At 68.9% G+C, this 16828-nt stretch carries 17 protein-coding genes and 1 pseudogene; 11 read left to right on the plus strand and 7 right to left on the minus strand.

Going from position 1 to position 16828, the window contains the following annotated elements; all coding sequences use genetic code 11:
* The first annotated feature begins 434 nt into the window (after positions 1 to 434).
* From GA0115259_RS05685 to GA0115259_RS05695, 3 genes are all read left to right on the plus strand, one after another.
* Positions 435 to 1373 carry a class I SAM-dependent methyltransferase gene (locus tag GA0115259_RS05685; protein ID WP_237539788.1) on the plus strand — a complete coding sequence of 313 codons (939 nt, stop codon included), beginning with the start codon at positions 435 to 437 and terminating at the stop codon, positions 1371 to 1373.
* Between the two features lie 213 nt (positions 1374 to 1586).
* Positions 1587 to 2759: a C40 family peptidase gene (locus tag GA0115259_RS05690; RefSeq protein ID WP_176732442.1), complete on the plus strand. Its 1173-nt coding sequence runs from the start codon at positions 1587 to 1589 to the stop codon at positions 2757 to 2759.
* Positions 2760 to 3199: 440 nt separating this feature from the next.
* Entirely contained in the window at positions 3200 to 4528 is a 1329-nt protein-coding gene (locus GA0115259_RS05695; RefSeq protein WP_093591770.1) for a PP2C family protein-serine/threonine phosphatase, read from the plus strand.
* Positions 4529 to 4568: 40 nt separating this feature from the next.
* Here GA0115259_RS05695 and GA0115259_RS05700 read toward each other — a convergent pair whose 3' ends face one another.
* The 3 genes from GA0115259_RS05700 to GA0115259_RS05710 form a co-directional block, all read right to left on the minus strand.
* The gene (locus GA0115259_RS05700) at positions 4569 to 4904 is read right to left on the minus strand and encodes a DUF2516 family protein (protein ID WP_066951427.1); all 336 of its coding nucleotides are present in this window, start codon (positions 4902 to 4904) and stop codon (positions 4569 to 4571) included.
* Positions 4905 to 5100: 196 nt separating this feature from the next.
* Positions 5101 to 5793 (minus strand): hypothetical protein, encoded by a 693-nt coding sequence (locus GA0115259_RS05705; RefSeq protein ID WP_093591773.1) that lies wholly within the window; start codon positions 5791 to 5793, stop codon positions 5101 to 5103.
* A gap of 23 nt (positions 5794 to 5816) precedes the next feature.
* Entirely contained in the window at positions 5817 to 6302 is a 486-nt protein-coding gene (locus GA0115259_RS05710) for a helix-turn-helix domain-containing protein (protein WP_093591776.1), read from the minus strand.
* A gap of 680 nt (positions 6303 to 6982) precedes the next feature.
* Here GA0115259_RS05710 and GA0115259_RS05720 point away from each other — a divergent pair.
* The 3 genes from GA0115259_RS05720 (at position 6983) to GA0115259_RS41530 (ending at position 9328) form a co-directional block, all read left to right on the plus strand.
* Positions 6983 to 7606, plus strand: a complete 624-nt coding sequence (locus GA0115259_RS05720; RefSeq protein WP_093591782.1) for a histidine phosphatase family protein — start codon at positions 6983 to 6985, stop codon at positions 7604 to 7606.
* Between the two features lie 351 nt (positions 7607 to 7957).
* On the plus strand, positions 7958 to 9166 hold the full coding sequence (locus tag GA0115259_RS05725; protein ID WP_141716461.1) for a hypothetical protein: 1209 nt from the start codon (positions 7958 to 7960) through the stop codon (positions 9164 to 9166).
* Between the two features lie 54 nt (positions 9167 to 9220).
* Complete coding sequence (locus GA0115259_RS41530; RefSeq protein WP_237539789.1) at positions 9221 to 9328, plus strand: DUF6228 family protein; 108 nt, start codon at positions 9221 to 9223, stop codon at positions 9326 to 9328.
* A 153-nt stretch (positions 9329 to 9481) separates the two neighbouring features.
* Here GA0115259_RS41530 and GA0115259_RS05735 read toward each other — a convergent pair whose 3' ends face one another.
* Both GA0115259_RS05735 and rox read right to left on the minus strand, forming a co-directional pair.
* Positions 9482 to 9853, minus strand: a complete 372-nt coding sequence (locus GA0115259_RS05735; RefSeq protein WP_093591788.1) for a VOC family protein — start codon at positions 9851 to 9853, stop codon at positions 9482 to 9484.
* 269 nt (positions 9854 to 10122) lie between these two features.
* Positions 10123 to 11556 (minus strand): rifampin monooxygenase, encoded by a 1434-nt coding sequence (gene rox / locus GA0115259_RS05740; protein WP_093591806.1) that lies wholly within the window; start codon positions 11554 to 11556, stop codon positions 10123 to 10125.
* A gap of 484 nt (positions 11557 to 12040) precedes the next feature.
* On the opposite strand from rox, the gene GA0115259_RS41535 reads away from it, so the two are divergent.
* From GA0115259_RS41535 to GA0115259_RS05750, 3 genes are all read left to right on the plus strand, one after another.
* On the plus strand, positions 12041 to 12166 hold the full coding sequence (locus tag GA0115259_RS41535; protein ID WP_256097919.1) for a hypothetical protein: 126 nt from the start codon (positions 12041 to 12043) through the stop codon (positions 12164 to 12166).
* A 2-nt stretch (positions 12167 to 12168) separates the two neighbouring features.
* On the plus strand, positions 12169 to 12534 hold the full coding sequence (locus GA0115259_RS05745) for a VOC family protein (protein WP_093591791.1): 366 nt from the start codon (positions 12169 to 12171) through the stop codon (positions 12532 to 12534).
* Between the two features lie 241 nt (positions 12535 to 12775).
* Positions 12776 to 15181 (plus strand): ATP-binding cassette domain-containing protein, encoded by a 2406-nt coding sequence (locus tag GA0115259_RS05750; RefSeq protein ID WP_093591794.1) that lies wholly within the window; start codon positions 12776 to 12778, stop codon positions 15179 to 15181.
* 145 nt (positions 15182 to 15326) lie between these two features.
* Here GA0115259_RS05750 and GA0115259_RS41090 read toward each other — a convergent pair whose 3' ends face one another.
* Entirely contained in the window at positions 15327 to 15476 is a 150-nt protein-coding gene (locus GA0115259_RS41090; protein WP_370747401.1) for an aldo/keto reductase, read from the minus strand.
* Positions 15477 to 15509: 33 nt separating this feature from the next.
* Between GA0115259_RS41090 and GA0115259_RS05760 the strand changes: the two genes are divergently transcribed.
* Together GA0115259_RS05760 and GA0115259_RS05765 are read left to right on the plus strand one after the other, a co-directional pair.
* Complete coding sequence (locus GA0115259_RS05760) at positions 15510 to 15941, plus strand: helix-turn-helix transcriptional regulator (protein ID WP_218104199.1); 432 nt, start codon at positions 15510 to 15512, stop codon at positions 15939 to 15941.
* Between the two features lie 10 nt (positions 15942 to 15951).
* A complete protein-coding gene (locus GA0115259_RS05765; protein WP_093591809.1) occupies positions 15952 to 16389 on the plus strand; it encodes a VOC family protein in 438 nt (145 codons plus the stop codon).
* An 87-nt stretch (positions 16390 to 16476) separates the two neighbouring features.
* On the opposite strand, the pseudogene GA0115259_RS05770 reads toward GA0115259_RS05765, so the two are convergent.
* A pseudogene (locus GA0115259_RS05770) lies at positions 16477 to 16828 on the minus strand (LysR family transcriptional regulator); the annotation flags it as partial.

A 16828-nucleotide genomic window follows, 5' to 3' on the forward strand; every position in this document is an offset into this window, starting at 1 on the left:
CGATCCGCCGTGGCCGGCGGTGCTGGCCGGGGAGGCGGAGACGGGGCGGTCGAGCCGGTCCTGTGAACGTGCCGGCGATACGGGACACGTACTGGCTCACGTCTACGGCCTCTCGCTCGGGGAGCCGCTCGGGGCACGGCGAAGAGAAGGGTGTGCGGTCCCTCCGAGGCCCTCAACAGCGGAATGGGCTCCTGCATTTCCGCCGCCATTTCCACTTTGCCAAATCATTACGGTGAACGGCTCAACCCTCAGGGGGTGAATGGCTCAACCCTCGGGTGGGTTGAGCGGCTCAACCCTCGGGAAGCGGTGTGCGCTGCGCCGTTGTCGTGTGCGCGGCCGTCGGCGTCGCCGTCGCCGTAGGTCGTAGGTCGTAGGTCGTACGTCGTGCCCTCGCCGTACGTCCCGCCGTTACGGCATGTCGTTACCCTCGTCCCATGGTGCCCCCGGTCCCGCCGTCCCGCTCGTCCCGCCCGTCGAGCCCGTCCCGCCCGGTGGGCACCGTGACGCGCGGTACCACACACCAGAACCGGCTGCGCCGTATGGACCGCTGGATCACCGCCGTACACGGACCGGCCCTCCGCCGCTCGGCGAGCGCGCCCGTCGTGGTGGATCTCGGGTACGGAGCCGCGCCCTGGACCGCGGTCGAGCTGCTGCGGCGGCTGCGTACGGCCGATCCCCGGACCGAGGTCGTCGGGATCGAGATCGAGCCGGCCCGGGTCGCCGCCGCCCTCCCGTACGAGCGTGACGGGCTCCGCTTCCGGCACGGCGGCTTCGAGCTGCCGCTGGACGGCGGCGACGGCGTACGGCCCGTGCTCGTACGGGCGGCCAATGTGCTGCGGCAGTACGAGGAGGGCGAGGTCGCCGCGGTCTGGGCGCGGCTGTGTGCGCGGCTCGCGCCGGACGGGCTGCTGGTGGAGGGCACGTGCGACGAGATCGGCCGGCGGCATGTCTGGGTGGCGCTCGGCCCGGAGGGACCGCGTTCGGTCACTTTCGCGACGCGGCTCGGCTCGCTCGACCGGCCGTCCGATCTGGCGGAACGGCTGCCCAAGGCGCTGATCCATCGCAATGTGCCGGGCGAGCCGGTCCACGCGTTCCTGCGCGACTTCGACCGGGCGTGGGCGGCGGCGGCTCCGTACGCGTCGCTCGGCGCTCGGCAGCGCTGGGTCAGGTCCGTACGGGAACTGGCGGCCGGCTGGCCGCTCGTGGACGACGCGCGCCGGTGGCGGCAGGGCGAGGTGACGGTGGAGTGGGCGGCGCTGGCGCCTCGGTCCGGTGCCGGTGCCGGTGCCGGTGCCGGATCAAAGGCCGGGTCCAGGTCCGGTTCTGCCGTGGTGCCGGTGCCTCGTTCGGGTGGTCCGGGCAACCGGATGTGACCACGGGAACACCATTGGGTGCCCGTTCGTCCACAGTGGGGTGAATGAGTCCTGTGAGGTGCGGGACCCCTCTGTCCCTTTGCCGGAGGACATGACACGATCGCGACGACGACAGCACTTGCTGACGGTAAGTCGGCTAGGCGATGAAAGCGCGTTTTGAGCCGTTTTAGACCAACTGGGCGGGCGGGCCCGGCTGGTTCGGAGGGGGAGCTTGTGAACCGACGTCGCAGTGCCGCTGCCGCGATCACCGTGGTGTGCGCCCTGGCCGTCCTGGCGTCGCCGGATCTGCTGAACCACGCGTACGCGGCGCCGATGCCGCCTCCCGCGCCGGTGTTTCCCAACGCCGCGCCGGCCGCTCTCAACGCGCCGTCGCCGCCCGCCGTTCCTCCGCCGCCGGTCGAACTCCCGCCGGGCGTCTCGTCGGTCACCGGAGGCGCGGTCACGCGGGACGGGAAGTCCCTCGACGACGTACGCAAAGAGATAGACCGTCTCTACCAGAAGGCCGCGTCCGCGACCGACGCGTACAACCTCGCCGACGAGCAGACCGAGAAGCAGTCCGCCGAGGTCGTCTCGCTGGCCGAGGACCTCGTGCAGGGCCAGTTGCGGATCGACGCGCTCAAGGACCAGGCGGGCGCCGCGGCCCGCGCGCAGTACCGCAGCGGTGGGCTGCCGCCCGAGGCGCAGCTCATCCTCACCGACGATCCGCAGCTCTTCCTGGACGGCGTCGGACGAATACAGCAGGGCCAGAAGGCCACCAAGGACCTCATCGCCGAACTCACCACGGCGCAGGAGGACTTGAAGGCCTACACCGTGGACGCGAGCACGCAGTGGGAGCAGCTCGAAGCCAACCGCGTCAAGAAGCAGAAGGCGAAGAAGGAGATCACCAAGCAGATCTCCGCCGCCAAGAAGCTTGAGGCGAGCCTGGAGAAGGAGGAACGGGCGCGGCTGGCGCAGTTGGAGAGCGACGCCGCGTTCAGGGCTCAGTCCGCCTGGCTGGGCTCGGGCGCGGTCACGGACATCAACCGCCAGGCGAGCGCGGTGGGCAGGAAGGCGATCGCCTTCGCGACGGCGCAGATCGGCAAGCCGTACGTCTGGGGCGCGGAGGGACCGTCCTCGTACGACTGCTCAGGGCTGACCTCACAGGCGTGGGCGGCGGCCGGCCGGCCCATCCCGCGCACCTCGCAGGAGCAGTGGCGGCTGCTGCCGAGGATCGCGGTGAAGGATATGCGGCCCGGCGATCTGATCATCTACCACCAGGACGCCAGTCATGTGGCGATGTACATCGGCGACGGCGCGATCGTGCACGCGCCGAGGCCAGGGCGGAATGTGACGCTGGCGGGCGCGGGCTCGATGGAGATCCTCGGAGTCGTACGCCCGGACCAGTAGATCCCCCGGACAAGTAGATCCCGTACGCATATGCCCTCGTACGACCCCGCACACGTATACATGGCCTCCTATGGCCTCGTACGACCATGTATGACCTCGTATGTACGAGGTCATACATGCGTGTGGTCTCACGCGTGAACCAAGGCCGCCTCACGGCTGCTTCATGGGCGCTTGACGGGTGTTCCATGGCCGTTCCACTGGTCTGCCCCGCACGCTCCACGTGTGGCGGAGGGAGCGGCGGCCAGGCCATACGTGATGTATGTCATGGCCACCGATGCCCGAATCGCGACGGATGCGGTGTGGCAGGCGGCATATGACGGTGGCTCTTCATCCTTATGCCATTCCACTGGGGCGGGAGCTACCGCTATGGTCCCCGTCTGGTGGAACGTCGATCGTCGTGCCACCCGCGCCCTCGGGGGGAGGGAAGGAAACCCAGACCGATGTCGGCACCCGTACCGGTACCCGTACCGCACCAGCGCACAGGTTCGACCGTGGAGAGGCGGCCCGCCGCCGAGAGCGCCGCGACCACAGGAAGCGACGAGACCGCAGAGAGCAGCGAGACCGCCAAAGGCTCCAAAGGCGGCAAGACCACCGAGGGCGGCGATCTCACGCTGCTGGTGATCGACGACGACCCGGCGGGCACGTTCACGGGTCCGGAGCTGCCGGAGGGCGCCGGGACCCGCGTCCGGATCCGTACGGCCCGTAATCTCACCGAGGCCGAGCGGCTGCTCACGGACGACATCGACTGCATCCTGGTGGACCTCGCCCTTCCCGGCTCCGGCGACAGCGACGATCTGGCCCCGCTCAAACGCGTACTGCGGCTCGCGCCTCGCCATGCCGTACTCGCCCTGGCGGCGGAGGGAGATGTCGAGCGCGCGGCGGGCGCCGTACGGGCCGGTGCGCAGGACTATCTCTTCCGCGGCGAACTGGACGGGCGGCTGCTGAGCCGTGCCATCCGGTACGCGGTCGAGCGCAAGCGGGCGGACATCGCACAGCGCCAGCTCACCGAGTCCCGGCTGCGCGCACAGGAGAACGCGCGGCTGGAGCGTGGTCTGCTGCCCACTCCGCTGCTCCAGGGCTCGGATCTGACCTTCGCCGCCCACTACCGGCCCGGCAGATCGCGGGCCCTGCTCGGCGGCGACTTCTACGACACGGTCCGTACGCCGGACGGCACGGTCCATGTGATGATCGGCGACGTCTGCGGCCATGGGCCCGACGAGGCGGCGCTCGGCGTGGAGCTGCGGATCGCCTGGCGCGCGCTGACGCTGGCGGGACTCTGCGGCGACCGGCTGCTCTCCACGCTCCAGCAGGTGCTGGAGCACGAGCGGGAGAGCGAGGAGATCTTCGCGACGCTCTGTACGGTCGACATCACGCCGGACGGACGGCGGGCCGGGCTCTGTCTGGCCGGTCATCCCTCGCCGCTGATCACACGGAAGGGGCGGGCGGCGCACTTGCTCCCGTACGAGGAGGAGGGCGGCCCTGCCCTGGGACTGCTGCCGCGGGCGCGCTGGCCGCGCAGGCAGGTGGAGCTGGGCGCGTCATGGGGGCTGATGCTGTACACGGACGGCCTGATCGAGGGCCGGGCGGCGCCCGGCGCCACGCGGCGTCTCGGCCAGGAGGGCATGGTCGAGATGATCAACGCGCAGCTCGCGCGCGGGCTGACCGGCGACGATCTGCTGGAGTCGGCGGTCGCTCAGGCGCGGGAGCTGAACGGCGGCGAACTGACCGACGATGTGGCGGTGCTGCTGCTGGGCCGCGGCGGCGCGTGAGCCTTTGCTGCCTCAGCTTGCTGCCTCGGCCTTTGCCGTCTCAGCGCCCGCCGTTGTACGGACCGTAGGGACCGTCGCTGCTGGAACCGCCGCCACGGCGTCCGCCGCCGGAGATCTGGTGGATGGCGGGCCGTACGTCGACCATGAAGACGATCGTGGCGACCAGCCCGGCGATCTGGAGGAACAGCATCGGCACGAGGAGGTTCACGGCGACCGTGATCCCCAGGATGATGAGCCAGAACTTCTTGGTCTGCTTGTCGGCGGCCCGATAGGCGTCCTCACGGGCCGTCGCGGAGAGGAACAGCGCGACGACGGCGAGGGCGAGCATCGCCAGATTGAGCAGCCAGAGGAATGTGCCGAAACCCGAGAGCAACATGCTGACACCGCCTGCCTGGTAGGTGGATGACCCGGTGGGACGACCTGATGGGATGACCCGCTGGGTGGATGAAATACCTCGCGGCCCGTACGCCAAGGTACCTGGACAACGGACCGGACACCCGTGAGGTGCCCGGCCCGTTACGCTTCGGGACCGCCCGCCGCCGGCGCTCGGCTTGCTTGACGGGTCGCCCTGCTCACTTGGCGGACGGCGGAGTGCTCTTCTTGGCCGGCGTCGTCTTGCGCGGGGCGGTCTTCTTGGCCGCGGCCGTGGTCGTGACCGGCTTGGCGGCGGTGGTGCTCTTGGCCGTGGCGGGCTTGGGCGCGGCCTTCGTCTCGCTGTGCCTCGGCGCGGCCTTCGGCTCGCTCTTCGGCGCCGGCCGGGACGCGGTCTTCGACTGCGTCCTGGACTCGTGCGTCCTGGGCTCGCGCTTCGGCTCGGGCTCGACGGCGACGGCGATCTCGGTGATCTGCTCGGCGCTCTCGCCGCGCCAGGTCCGTACGGTCTGCTCGCCGCGCTCGGCGACCTTCTCGTATGTCTCCCGCGCCCGTACGGCGTACTCGGCGGCCATGCCCAGGCTCCGCATCGCCAGGTCCTGGGCGCTCTCGCCCAGCTTCTTCAGATCGGTGTCCAGCGAGCCGAACACCTCGCTGACCTTGGCCTGCACGGTCGCCTGGGCCTCCCGGGCCTGGATGGTGACCTTGTCCTGCACGGCCTTGGGGTCGGAGTTGCGTACGGCCTCCAGCCGCCCCGGAGCCTCGGCCCGGAACTGCTCGATCAGGCCCGGCACCTTCTTGGCCTGCTCGACGGCGATGTCGGCGGTGCCGGCCGCGAAGTAGAGAGGCGTCGGGTCGGTGAGGGTCTTGCGCAGGTCATCCACGATGGCCATGACTGGTGTCCTCCCGGATCAGTTCAGTGTGAGGGTGTTGCGGGTGGAGTGGCAGCACTGCCGTCGGCCGTGGGACCCCCGGCAGCGGCGGCATCCGCACCGGCCGCCCGCTCCGTGGTCTCCGTACCGTCCGTACTCTCCGTACCTTCTGCGCTCTCCGCGTCGAGCGCGTTCTCCTTGCGGAACGACTCGTAGATCTGGAGCAGCACCTGCTTCTGCCGCTCGTTTATCGAGGGGTCGGCGAGGATGACGGCACGCGTCTCCAGCTCCTCCCGCCCTCGCTCGTCCAACATCCCGGCCTGCACATACAGCGTCTCGGCAGAGATCCGCAGCGCCTTGGCGAGCTGCTGCAAAATATCCGCACTCGGCTTGCGCAGCCCGCGCTCGATCTGGCTCAGATACGGATTGGACACCCCGGCGGCATCGGCAAGCTGCCGCAACGACAACTGCGCACTGCGCCGCTGCTCACGCAGATACTCACCGAGATTGCCGACGTTGAGTGATGCCATACCCCCATACTGCGCCCGCCCGCTAACTATTGCAAGCGCATGCTTGCAATAGTGTTCTACGTAACTGTGACTGATCGATGTGACTGCTCTGCGTCAAGCACCGCCGGTGGACAGGCAGTGACACCGCCTACGATTCGTGCTTCGAGCGAAGCGTCGAGATCCTTTCAACCGGTCAGTGCAGCGTGGCGAAAGCGCCCGAGATCGTTGAAGCTCAACGCCGCCTCCACCGGCTCCGCCGTCACGGCAGATACCCCAGCGTTCCCCAGCACACGCACGGTGAACTGCCTCTGCCCTCACCGAGACGGAACTGACGACATCTGCATCGGAGCCGGTCGCAGATCTTGGTGGGCCAGTGAGAACAGGGAGTTGTTCAACCCCATCACGGTGGGCACCACTCGCTACCGCTACCGGGGCATGGCGATTCCCACTCCCTGGGACACCACGGGATAAGGACAACCACCATGAAGCCCTCGGGGCTTGTGGAGAGCCGGGTGCGGTGCCAAGTCGCATGCCCGGTTCGGGAAGCGGCTCCGGGGAAACGGGCCGGTCGAAAGACCAGCACCGCGCCCCGGGCCGACTTCACCATCGTTGTCCTGTCTCAGCCGGACGGAACTATGCACAAAGAGTTCAGCGTCCCTCCCTGACATACAAGATCACGGATTACGGCGGAGGCCCGGGACATGACAGGCGCAGCCACTCGATACCTCTACCTCGCCCGGCACGGTGAAGCGTCAGCAGATGAGACGACCCTGACGGAAAGCGGCCGACGCCAAGCCGTTCTGCTCGGTGAACGGCTCCGGAGCACCCCACTTTCGGCGATCTGCCACGGGCCGCTGCCTCGGGCGCAGCAGACGGCCCAGCTGATCAGCGCACAACTTGACGCCGTCCCACTGCACCAGTCGGCACTGGCCGGCGACTACGTCCCCTACCTGCCTACGAAGGAAGAGCTGCCACCGGACTCGGCCGACGCCATGCTCAGCTTCCTCGCCCAGGTTCCGGAAGAGGAGAGCAGCCGTGGGTCGGCGCTCGCCCGGGAGGCACTTGCAGAATTCACAGGTCCCGTCGACGCGGATCGCCCCCGTCATGAACTGGTTGTCACGCACAACTTCCTCATCGGCTGGCTGATCCGGGACGCCCTCGACGCGCCCAAGTGGCGCTGGATGGGCCTCAACCACGGCAACGCGGCTCTGACGGCCATCCGCTACGCACCTGGCAAGCCGTCCTCCGTGCTTTTCTGCAACGACATGCGGCACCTGCCCGCAGGCCTGCGCTGGACCGGCTTCCCGTCCGAACTCCACATCTGACCAAGAAGACCGTTTGCCCGGACTTGAGCGAGACGACCTTGACCGGCAGTTGGTCGGCCCGAGTTCCGGCGGTCGGCGTAGCCTTCGTCGGTGGCAATCGGAAACAATCATCCGGACGATTCGGCTGCGGCTGGCCTGCCCGAGCCCGAGGCGCTGCTCCGCGACACCGATTGGGCCGTTCTGGATCATGCAAGAGGGGCCGCCGAGGACATCCCTGCCGCGCTGGCCGCACTCCGTCACCCGGATCCTTCAGTCCGAGCCCGGGCCCTTGAGCACGGTCTGGAGCCAGTGCGCCACCAGAACACCATTTACCCGGCCACGCCACCTGCTGCCCTGTACATCGCCGCGATCTTGTCCGACTCGAGAACCACCGAGGTCGGCACATACGCGCTCCAGCAGCGCCACCGCCGGGAGCCACAGCAACTTCCGCTGCGCGCAGCGCTGCTGGACTGGCTGCATCTCCTTGCGCTCGACACCAACGACGAGTGCCTGGAGATCACCAGGCGTTACGGCTTCGAAAACCCGCACATGGAACGCGTGCGCGCCATGCGCCCTGTGCTCTTCCGTGCCGTGGCTGTATTCCTCCACGATGAGGACTCCGACGTGCGCCACGCCGCTCTGGCCGCCGCCATTCCCCTCGCGGAGGACCCCACCCTCGAAGATGTCCGGGTTGAGCTTGTACCACTCGCACACAAGCTCCTCGCCACGAGCACCGACCACCGGCACAGGACATGCGTGATCGACGGTCTGCGCGCTTGGGGCCACGACGTCCAGGACCTCGCCCCCGGGGCCCTCCGCGCCCGGCCCGTCCTCTGTTCCTCCGACGGCCCCCTTGAGGTTTCCGTGACACAGATGCACGACTGCCGCATGGAAGTCGGTCGCGTCCCTGAGCTTCTGGAGCGGGTGAAGCGCGAGGACGACGCCGAAGCGTGGGATGAGCTGGACCACCGGTTGGTCCTCGAACAGGACCTGGTGTTCCCCGCGAGCTTTGCCTCCCTCCCCTGCCTGGTACGTCTCGCGGCGAGGAGCTCGCGGGCGCGCGGGCTGGCCGGCTCGATCATCCGGCGCGCGGCAGGACACCACGGCTGCGACCACCTGCTGGCGAACTGCGCCAGTGCGATCACGGAGTTCCGGGCGCTGCTGGACCGACACCTGCGATCACGGCCGATCGACTACCTGGAGACGTTTCTCGCGCTGCTCGCCGTCGCGGAGCAGTACCACTGGGCAGCCGTTCTGGGGGACTTCACGGACGACTTTTACCACCTGCCCTGCCCCCACTGTGCCGTGGACATGACGATCGCCATCGGAGACCACGGACGCTATTCGGCGATCCGGGACTGGAACCTGGGAGACATCGACCAGCGCGACCTGCGGCGTGCGGCCCCCGATGAACTGTCCGGCACCGGCCGATGGATGTACGAGACCGTCGTCCGAGACGGGCAAGGAACGCTCGCCGACGGAATCACCTATCTCTTCGGCAAGGCCGAATGCCCGCGCTGCGCCAGCGTTTTCGACATCGCGGACGAGTACACCTCCGCCAACCTCCCCGTCCTGCGGTAAGCCACGGCGAACCGGAAACGATCCGCCGCAGCCCAGAAGCGCAGTCGACCGGATATGGCCTTGGCCGCCGGCGGCTGGAGCTCCTCGGTGACCACGTGGCTGGAAGCCGGTGAGCAGATGTCGGCCTTCGCAGCCGACGTCCGGCGTTTCCTCGCGAGGTGAGTGGCTGTGCCCGCTGACCTTCGGATCACCTGGACGCCGTCCGGGCACGGCTGGGCGGACCGCCCGATTGAAGCGAACGCCGTGGAATTCGCTGCTCCGACGAAGTCGCGATGGTCTACGGCGAGACAGATCGAAGCCTCCCGAACCCACCCATCAGCCTCTGACGATGCAGAAGGGATGCCCGGCCGGATCGGTGAGAACCCGCGCCCTGGCCCCATGAGGCTGGTGATCCGGCTTGCCCGCGCCCAGCTCCAGCAGCCGTGCCTCGGCCTCCTCCAAGTCCTCCCCGACCTTGAAGCAGATATGAAGCTGCTGGGGAACGGTCTGGTCGGGCCAGCGCGGAGCCCGGTAGCCGTCGACCCGTTGAAAACCGATGACGAGTCCGTCCTCACGGCTGAGACCCGCGTAGTCGGCGTCCGACTTCGGGTGGGGTTCGAGGCCGGTGGCCTGCTGATAGAACGCCGCCAGAGCCAGCGGATCAGGGCAGTCGAGTGTTATCGCGCTCAACTTCATCTGCAGGGGCATGGCGTCTCCGGGCCGATCGACGGACTTCCGCGATGCACACCCTAAAGGCGGCCGTCCGCTTGCCCGAGCACTCCGAACCATTCTCCTGCGGCAGCGTCGAAGCCAGGTGAGCGAGGCTGCTCGACCCGACGCTCACCGCCGAGCCGCCCGTCTACTCGCCCAGCGCCATCAACCTGAAGACCAGCGTCCGCGCCAGGCCCGTCGGTGAGCGCCCGTTCATCGAGCTCGAACCCACCGGCCGTCCGCTCACCGCCGAGCGGACTGCGTGCTCAGCTGGCGGGTGCGCCGAACCACTTGGGCAGTTGACTGAGCAGATCCTGCTGATCCTCACCGGCCCACGCCACATGGCCGTCCGGTCGCAGCAGCACCGCGGGCGCGTCCAGTTCCTCGCTGACGTCGACGATGTGGTCGATCCGGTCGGCCCAGCCCGCCGCCGAGAGCCGGCCGGTCTGGTCGAGCAGCAGTCCTCGGCCGCCGTGCATCAGCTCGTAGAGGCGGCCTCGCTTCAGCCCCACGTCGCGCATCCGCCGGCCGAGCAGTTCGTGGCCCTCGCCGAAGTCGTAGCGGACCCCGATAGCGGTGATCTTCTCGATCAAGTACCGGTTCACGTCCTCGAATTCCATCAGTTCCGACACGAGCCGGCGCACTGACCTGGGACCCGGCTCGGGGGACAGCAGCTGCATCTGTGCGCGGGTGTTGTCCAGTACGTCGGCGGCCACCGGGTGCCGTTCGGTGTGGTAGCTGTCCAACAGCCCTTCCGGCGCCCAGCCGTTGACCTCGGCGGCCAGTTTCCAGCCGAGGTTGAACGCGTCCTGGATACCGAGGTTGAGACCCTGCCCGCCGGTCGGCGGGTGGATGTGCGCCGCGTCGCCGGCCAGCAGCACCCGGCCGGTCCGGTAGCGCTCGGCCAGCCGGGTGGCGTCGCCGAAGCGGGAGAGCCAGCGCGGCGAGTGCACACCGAAGTCGGTGCCCGCGAAGGCCCGCAGCCGCTGCTTGAACTCCTCGAAGGCCGGCGCGGTCGTACGGTCCTCGGCCACCCCTTCGGCGGGCACGATGACGCGGTACGCCCCGTCCCCGAGAGGCATGGTGCCGAACCGCATATGTGTCTTGCGGACTTCGGCCACCACGGCGGCCAGCGTCTCCGGGGGCACGGCCACCTCCATCTCGCCCAGCAGCGTCTCGACCCTGCTGGGCTCACCGGGGAAGCCGACGCCGAGCAGCCTGCGCACCGTGCTGCGGCCACCGTCACAGCCGACGAGGTAGCGCGAGCGCAGCCGCGTGCCGTCGGCCAGCTCGGCGGTCACCCCGGCCCCCTCGTCGTCCTGGCTCAGCCCGACCAGTTCGCAGCCGCGCCGGATCTCAACGCCGAGCTCGGTGACGTGCTCGGTCAGCAGGCGCTCGGTGACCACCTGCGGGATGGCGAGGACGTACGAATGTGCCGTGTCCAGCCGGTCGGGCCACCGCTTGCCGATGCCGGCGAAGAAACCGCCGACCGCGAACTGCTTGCCGAGCGCGAGGAACCGCTCCAGCAGACCACGCTGGTCCATCACCTCGACGCTGCGCACATGCAAGCCGAGCGCGCGGGACTGCCCGGTCGGCTCCGCCAACTTGTCCAGCACGAGCACGCGCACGCCGTGCAGCCGCAACTCGGCGGCCAGCATCAAGCCGGTCGGTCCGCCGCCGGCAACGATCACGTCGATCATGAAACCCCCCATTGACGAGATTGATTCTCGGCCAGCCTTGTCGCGCAGTTGGCTCATATGCCAACAACAGCACACGCACTTCGCGAATCTCTTATTTCCGCAGGTTCTGGCCTCGGCCGGCAATTCTGCGGCACGACCCGGGTCTTGCCGCAAGCCCCCCGGTGCGCTATACGTTGAGCATGGAAAGGAGTGGGTACTCCTCTTTCCATTCCGACCGGTCCAGGTAGCAGGATCAGTTCTCCGGCACCGGAACCGTGTCCTCGGTCCCGAGCAGCCGAGCCACCTCCGCCGCGCACGCCGGGAATAAATGCGCTCTCCCGCCCTTCTCTCTCGCTCCGTGGACACGGAAGCTCGCTCCGTGGACACGGAAGCATTCCGGATCGCGTCTGGCGGCCTTGTCCCGTCGTACGTCGCGGAACACGTGACCTGGCCGACCGGCAACCGATCAGGAATCGAGAAGCGCCGGTCACCGAGCCGCACTAGCGTGACCGCATCGCCGTCCGGCGCGATCGGGCTGTCGGATTCCGGACTTGTTCCGGACTTGCCGTTCACCTTCAGGCCCGACGACAAGCCGGACAATCCGGACCAGAGCCATGACTTCAAGGAGTGACCATGACCGACGCTTCCGCCTCTTCCACCCAGGGGATCAAGACCGTGCTGCATCCCGTTTCCGACCTGGCGGCGGCCAAGAAGGTGTACGCCGCCCTGCTCGGCGTAGCGCCGCAGAACGACGACTCCTACTACGTCGGCTTCGAGGCCGCGGGCCAGCACATCGGGCTGGTGCCGGGCGGTGGACCGCAGGGCATGACCTCACCGGTGGCCTACTGGCACGTAGCGGACATCGAGGCGAAGCTGGCCGAGGTGACCGCCGCGGGCGCCACCGTGAAGGAGCCCGCGCACGACGTCGGTGGCGGCCGTCTGGTGGCCACCGTCACCGACCCCGACGGCAACGTCCTCGGGCTGCTCCAGGACCGATGAGTCCCGGTCCCCGCCCCCGCCGCCGCTCCCGCTCCCGTGCTCGGCGTCGTCGCGACACCGAGCACCGGCTCACCGCGAGCTGAGCGCGCGAGCCGAGCGAAAGAGCACCGGACGTAAAGAGCACCGGACGTACGGACACGTACGCTCGAAGCTGGTCAGATCGAGCCCGGCAACGAACGCCGACGGAGACCGCGAAGGCGGCCCCGCCCAACAGATGCCCCGCCCAACAGATGGAGACACGATGAGCACGGCCACGAGGACGGACACGCAGGCGCCCGCGCTGCACGTTGCCGACAGCCACGACCTGATCCGCGTACACGGCGCGCGCGTGAACAACCTCAAGGACGTCAGCATCGAGATCCCGAAGCGCCGGCTGACGGTGTTCACCGGTGTCTCCGGCTCGGGCAAGAGCTCGCTGGTGTTCAGCACGATCGCCGCGGAGTCGCAGCGGCTGATCAACGAGACGTACAGCACCTTCGTACAGGGCTTCATGCCGACGCTGGCGCGGCCCGAGGTCGACGTACTCGAAGGGCTGACGACCGCGATCATCGTCGACCAGCAGCGGATGGGAGCCGATCCCCGCTCCACGGTCGGCACCGCCACCGACGCCAACGCGATGCTGCGCATCCTCTTCAGCCGGCTCGGGCAGCCGCACATCGGCTCGCCCAAGGCGTTCTCCTTCAACGTCGCCTCGATCAGCGGAGCGGGCGCGGTCACCCTGGAGCGCGCCGGCCAGACCGTGAAGGAGCAGCGCAGCTTCAGCATCACCGGCGGCATGTGTCCGCGCTGCGAAGGCCGGGGCTCGGTCACCGACATCGACCGCACCCAGCTCTACGACGACTCCAAGTCGCTCTCCGAGGGCGCGATGACCATCCCCGGCTACAAGGCGGGCGGCTGGAACTACCGGCTCTACAGCGAGTCGGGCCTCTTCGACCCGGACAAGCCGATCCGTACGTACACCAAGAGGGAGCTGCACGACTTCCTCCACCGCGAGCCGACCAAGATGAAGATCGCGGGCATCAACATGACGTACGAAGGGCTGATCCCGCGGATCCAGAAGTCGTTCCTCGCCAAGGACCGGGAGGCGATGCAGCCGCACATCCGGGAGTTCGTGGACCGGGCGGTCACCTTCACCACCTGTCCCGAGTGCGACGGCACCCGGCTCAGCGAGGCGGCCCGGTCGTCACGGATCGGCGGGATCAGCATCGCCGACGCCTGCGCGATGCAGATCAACGACCTGGCCGCGTGGGTACGAGGCCTGGCCGAACCGTCCGTCGCGCCGCTGCTGACGACACTGGGGCACACGCTCGACTCGTTCGTGGAGATCGGGCTGGGCTACCTCTCGCTCGACCGGCCGGCGGGCACGCTGTCGGGCGGCGAGGCGCAGCGCGTCAAGATGATCCGCCACCTCGGCTCCTCGCTCACCGACACCACGTACGTCTTCGACGAGCCCACCACGGGCCTGCACCCCCATGACATCCAGCGGATGAACAGCCTGCTGCTGCGGCTGCGGGACAAGGGCAACACGGTGCTCGTCGTGGAGCACAAGCCGGAGACGATCATGATCGCCGACCATGTCGTCGACCTCGGCCCCGGCGCCGGTACGGCGGGCGGCACCGTCTGCTTCGAGGGCACCGTCGAAGGCCTGCGGACCGGCGGCACCATCACGGGCCGCCATTTCGACGACCGGGCCGCCCTCAAGGAGACGGTGCGGACGCCCACCGGCGCGCTGGAGATCCGCGGCGCGACGGCGCACAACCTGCGCGACGTCGACGTCGACATCCCGCTCGGGGTGCTCGCCGTCGTCACCGGCGTCGCCGGCTCCGGCAAGAGCTCGCTCGTGCACGGATCACTGCCGCAGCAGTCCCGGGCCGCCGGCGCGGCTGTCGTGTCGATCGACCAGGGCGCGATCCGCGGCTCGCGACGGAGCAATCCGGCGACGTACACCGGGCTGCTCGACCCGATACGCAAGGCGTTCGCGAAGGCCAACGGCGTGAAGCCGGCGTTGTTCAGCGCCAACTCCGAGGGCGCCTGCCCCAACTGCAACGGCGCCGGCGTCATCTACACCGATCTGGCGGTGATGGCCGGCGTCGCCACCACCTGCGAGGAGTGCGAAGGAAAGCGGTTCCAGGCGGCGGTGCTGGACTACCACCTCGGCGGCCGGGACATCAGCGAGGTGCTCGCGATGTCGGTGACCGAGGCCGAGGAGTTCTTCGGCGCCGGCGAGGCGCGCACGCCGGCGGCGCACGCCATCCTCACGCGGCTCGCCGACGTCGGGCTCGGCTACCTCAACATCGGCCAGCCGCTCACCACGCTGTCCGGCGGCGAGCGGCAGCGGCTCAAGCTGGCCACCCACATGGCCGACAAGGGCGGCATCTACATCCTCGACGAGCCGACCACCGGCCTCCACCTCGCCGACGTGGAGCAGCTCCTCGGCCTGCTCGACCGGCTCGTCGACTCCGGCAAGTCGGTCATCGTCGTCGAGCACCACCAGGCGGTCATGGCGCACGCCGACTGGATCATCGACCTCGGCCCCGGCGCCGGCCACGACGGCGGCCGGATCGTCTTCGAGGGCACCCCGGCCGACCTCGTCGCCGCCCGCTCCACCCTCACCGGCGAGCACCTCGCGGCCTACGTCGGCAGCTGACCGAGGTTCTCACGGACCTACCTCACGGACCGATAAGTGATGTCGTCACTCCGCCCCGGCTTGACGGGCGTCAGGGCTTGACGAGGCACCTGCACCTTCAGGGCCTCGTACGGCCTCGTACCGGTCCATGGCACGCACGCCGCCGCTATCCGGCGATGGCGTCGAGTTGTGCCACCTCGTCGGCCGGGAGTCGGAGGTCGGACGCGGCGACGTTCTCGTGGAGGTGGGGCACGGAAGAGGTGCCCGGGATGAGGACCGTCGTCGCCGACCGCAGGAGCAGCCACGCGAGTGCCACCTGCCGGCTGAGGTGGCATGCGATGCTGGGGCGGTGACACCGGAGGACCTCGTCAGGCTGCGGCGGGCGCGGGACACCATGGACCGCGACTACGCGCGGCCTCTTGACGTCCCCGCGCTGGCGCGCGGCGCCCTCATGTCGGCTGGCCACTTCTCCCGCAGCTTCCGCGCCGCCTTCGGCGAGACGCCGTACAGCTATCTCATGACCCGCCGTATCGAACGGGCCAAGGCCCTGCTCCGACGAGGCGATCTCACCGTCACGGAGGTCTGCTTCGCGGTCGGGTGTTCGTCGCTGGGCTCGTTCAGCTCACGGTTCACCGAACTGGTCGGCGAGAGCCCCAGCGCGTACCGGGCCCGCAGTCATGAGCACGGGGCCCGTATCCCGGCGTGCTTCGCCATGATCCTCACGAGGCCGGTCAGGAACGGAGACAGGAATGGGGAAGCGAAACCCGCTGTCGGCTCGTAGCGTGACCAGCATGGACATCACGCTCTCCCACTGCTTTCTCGCGGTTCACGACCACGACAAGGCACTCGCGTTCTACCGTGACGTGCTCGGGCTGAACGTACGCAGCGACATCTCGTTCGAGGGAATGCGCTGGGTCACGGTCAGCCCACCGTCGCAGCCGGAGGTCGAGATCGTCCTCGAACCGCCGACCGCGAGTCCGAACGCCTCGAAGGCCGACCAGCAGGCGCTCACGGATCTGATGGCCAAGGGCCTGCTGAGCCGGGCGGTCTTCGCGACCTCCGACTGCGACGCCACGTTCGAACACATCCGGGCCTCGGGCGCCGAGGTGATCCAGGAGCCGATCGACCAGCCGTACGGCGTACGCGACTGTGCCTTCCGCGACCCGTCGGGCAATCTGCTGCGTTTCAGCCAGCCGAGCAAGAGCAGGCCCAAGGGCAAGGGCCAGTAGCCCTCCACCGTGAGCAGTCCTCCACCGTGAGCCGCCATGAGCCCACATGAGTCGGCATGAGCCACCGCGCTCCAGCCGTTGCGGCCCTTACGGCCCGGACGTCGCCCTCTGCCGCCGCGGACCCTGAAGCCTGAGCCAGTCCCGGTAGTGCGTAGTGGCCAGCTCGGCGCCCTCCGGTGCGATCAGTACATCCCCAGTGACCACGGCGAACATGCCCGCCCCGTCGTCGGTGACCACATGGCGCCCGTCGGGACGCGCTTCCAACGTGATCCGTCCCAGCTCGTCCAGAGGGAAGACGTCCGGGCCGGCGACATCGCGGATGCCCCGCAGCGGAGTACCGGAGGCGGTCCTCGCGACCGCCGCCGCGACATCGGAAGCGGCCATCGGCTGCACGAGGGTGGCGGGCAGCCGGACGGGGTCACCTTCGGTCGTCCAGGAC

The sequence above is a fragment of the Streptomyces sp. MnatMP-M17 genome, from assembly GCF_900091995.1.
Taxonomy (GTDB): Bacteria; Actinomycetota; Actinomycetes; order Streptomycetales; family Streptomycetaceae; genus Streptomyces.